Annotated in this window: 4 protein-coding genes; 3 read left to right on the top strand and 1 reads right to left on the bottom strand. The window is 57.8% G+C overall.

Annotation, left to right across the window (positions count from 1 at the left end; genetic code table 11):
* Positions 1–244 precede the first annotated feature (244 nt).
* Positions 245–613, bottom strand: a complete 369-nt coding sequence (locus XI05_RS39595; protein WP_442869215.1) for a PilZ domain-containing protein — start codon at positions 611–613, stop codon at positions 245–247.
* Between the two features lie 677 nt (positions 614–1,290).
* Here XI05_RS39595 and XI05_RS00245 point away from each other — a divergent pair.
* The 3 genes from XI05_RS00245 to XI05_RS00235 all read left to right on the top strand — a co-directional run bounded on the left by XI05_RS00245 (position 1,291) and on the right by XI05_RS00235 (position 2,439).
* Entirely contained in the window at positions 1,291–1,515 is a 225-nt protein-coding gene (locus XI05_RS00245; protein ID WP_172789758.1) for a hypothetical protein, read from the top strand.
* A gap of 446 nt (positions 1,516–1,961) precedes the next feature.
* The gene (locus XI05_RS00240; RefSeq protein WP_271497740.1) at positions 1,962–2,192 is read left to right on the top strand and encodes a helix-turn-helix domain-containing protein; all 231 of its coding nucleotides are present in this window, start codon (positions 1,962–1,964) and stop codon (positions 2,190–2,192) included.
* On the top strand, positions 2,182–2,439 hold the full coding sequence (locus XI05_RS00235) for a hypothetical protein (RefSeq protein ID WP_271497738.1): 258 nt from the start codon (positions 2,182–2,184) through the stop codon (positions 2,437–2,439). The genes XI05_RS00240 and XI05_RS00235 overlap by 11 nt, the downstream gene beginning before the upstream one ends.
* The last annotated feature ends 380 nt before the right edge of the window (positions 2,440–2,819 follow it).

Raw genomic sequence — 2,819 nt, 5'->3', positions numbered from 1 at the left:
TCCAATGCAAAGCCGCCACATGGCGGCTTTTGCGTTACTGCTCCATCACTTTTGCCGTACGGTTCTTGCTAGTAATACGTACGTGGTTGCCCACGGGTTGCCCAAAAAGTGATAAAGGCTGACTAATCCCGGCTAACTTGAGTACGACTGAAAGCTCCGATTCTTGGCTCTACTTCTGGTCTTTTCTTCCATTTCCAAGCTCAAACCAAAGCTCACAAATCAGGGTTCGATTTCCTATGCAGCTCTACCGCAAAGCAGGCTTCGTATTTGGTTCCACGAGGGCTGAATAACGGTCCGTGTTTTGGAACGCCACCCCGATGAAGTCTCCCTGTCGCCAGATGAGGCGACAAGGATAGGAGGTGCGAAACCTATCGAAAGAAATCGAAAACTCCATAGGCAGAAGCGTGAGTCCGTTAAGCTGAATGCCAGCTCCTCTACTGGATAGATCACGCACCAGGCATGGCTCGGAGGTGATGTGTCCTGGAATTGAGAGAAGAACCTCTCGCCACACCGACTGCCTTTCGAGGGACCGCCGGGACCAATTCTTCCCTTCCCGTTGACGGACCTTTTCTTGCAAATCCTTTAGCTCTCGGTACTGGCGCTCCAGGCTCATGTCCCTCATTCTCCGTTATTCTGGTTGGCGCTTCCCACATGATCCGAAACTCAACAACCATCGCGATAACTTCTGTAGAGCGATCCTCAGGTTGAGGGAATTCCGGACGACTACCGTTTGTCGCCAATCGTGATTTCGCGGTTGGACCCGTAGTTTTCCGGCATTGGATGGCACTGCTGGCCTCACCTGTGGAGAGACGACAATGGTGCAACGACTATGGCAGGCCTGTGGCCGCTCGCCGCAGAAAGCATTGTCGTGGCTGGGGTGGAGGCGTTGTCTAAAGACGATCGTGTAAGGACAAAAGTCCTGCCGGTGTGGTCCTTCAGTTTGTCAAAAAGCAGGATTGAGCCGAATGGTATTGCCACAGCAAGGCCGCGTAAATCTTCATAAGACCCCACCATCCTGGTAGGTGCGCCGCAGTTCGCCTTCGGAGATAATGCCTCATCGGGACCGTCGCTCGTAAGGGAGGAAGCATGTGAAACTGCCCACCAAGATCGCTAGCCTCAAATCAACGGCAAGAGACCGCCATCCAAGTCGCTAGAATAGTTTTCGCGATAGCCACGACGGCAGTGGTAGCCGCGGGCGCGTTATTTGCTATCCGCTTTTTGATTCGATTCTACGGATAGGGTCCCGCCGCTCCAGCTCCAGCCGAACCGATCATAAATGGGCGTCTCGTGATGGCGAATGAACAGGATGTTGTCATTGGACGTATTGCCGAGATCGAGATCGACAAGTCGGCTGCCATCTTAGTTGAGCAGATGGATGATGAAATCTCCATTGCCATTGCGGGCGTCGTCGGCGTTCACCTCCAAGTGACGCCGGGGCAGGCACGTGAGTTATCTAGATCCTTAGCTGTGGCCGCGGAGAATGCTGAAAAATTTCGCGCGTCAGCCAAGACGTAGTGGTGCGCGCCCCACTATCACTGCGGGATTTCGGTTCAACTTGCGCCACACAGGTCGGCTCGTTGCCCTAATGAAGCGCGCAGCAAGTTCTCATCGCCATCAGTCAAGTGTAAGCCAAGACGACTTTCATGCATCGCGGAGTGGACGGCTCGGATGTCGGCGCCTACTGATGCGGCATTGCCGCCGGGGGCGGCGGAAGCCCCGCCGGGATCGGGGCGGCCCCGTGAGGGCCCCACGGTCGATTGAGGGGCCGCCCTTTGTCTTCCGCCATTTTCAGGCTCGCATTCGATCCTTTGGATCTTCCAACCACCGACCAGTGGCTTAAATCTGGGCCATTCCGCCGCGGATTTAGCCCAATACCGCCGCCCGGCCGATTGCCGGGCGCTGATCGGTCAGCTTCCCGGTCTTCGGGGTCGAGGCCCTCTGCATTCCGCGATGGCCTGCCAATGAGGAGACCCGGGAATGACGAATTCAGAGACCGGCGCCACGCCCTCGCAACGCCGCAATCACTGACCGACTGGCGCGCGCGCTTCGGCTATTCGCAGCGACAAGCCGCCGATGCGATCGGCTGCTCTCGCGGCGCATGGGCCGGTTATGAGCACGGCGACCATCCGATCACGAAATACATCTCGCTCGCCGTCGCGGCGGTATCGCTCGGAGTTGGCCGTGAGATTTGACGAGATCGAGACCCGGGCGGTCGTGGCGATCCGCAAGGCGGATCATTTCACCGCATCCATCTTCCTCGGGCGCGGCAAGTACCGCATCGAGAAGCGATCGACCGTCATCGCCGCGATGCAAGCCGCCCGCGAGATCGAGAGCGATCCCGCCGCCTTTACCCGGCGCGCGCTCATTTACGCCATTGCGCCCGACGGTCACGCTACGCTGCTGACCGCAGCGGTAATCGCAAAGCTGCTTTCGCCCTAGTCCTAATGGATGCCCGCAGGCCCTACAAACAAACAGCGTAATTCTGCGCGACCGTTGCCGCAGTGCGATTATCGCTTATAGTCGGCAGACGATCTGAGCCATGACGCGATCGTTTCTGCGGTAGCCGGGGCGAGGAGCGGCAGAGCCAACGTTCGTGATGTTAGCTGCTGTGGCCTCGTCCAGTCTCAAGAGCTCAACCGACGGGTCGTGACTGACGCTGCCACCCCTTGTTTGCGCAAACGCGCATGACGGCATTCCCATCTTGGGTACCACACCGCGTCGACTTCGACGCGAGGAAAAGAGCCGTCGTACTGAAGCTCCAACATCCACGTTATGGACGGCCTGACGCTGGCGATCAGCCAGGGCTCGTTGCGGCGCGA

It is taken from the genome of Bradyrhizobium sp. CCBAU 11357 (assembly GCF_028128865.1).
Taxonomy (GTDB): Bacteria; Pseudomonadota; Alphaproteobacteria; order Rhizobiales; family Xanthobacteraceae; genus Bradyrhizobium.
The sequence above is the reverse complement of the archived record's forward strand: the minus strand, read 5'-3'. Positions and strand labels throughout refer to the sequence as shown.

Coding starts and splice junctions, on each gene's coding strand:
- XI05_RS39595 (WP_442869215.1), bottom strand. CDS start 613: ATGAGCCTGGAGCGCCAGTACCGAGAGCTAAAGGATTTGCAAGAAAAG.
- XI05_RS00245 (WP_172789758.1), top strand. CDS start 1,291: ATGGCGAATGAACAGGATGTTGTCATTGGACGTATTGCCGAGATCGAG.
- XI05_RS00240 (WP_271497740.1), top strand. CDS start 1,962: ATGAGGAGACCCGGGAATGACGAATTCAGAGACCGGCGCCACGCCCTC.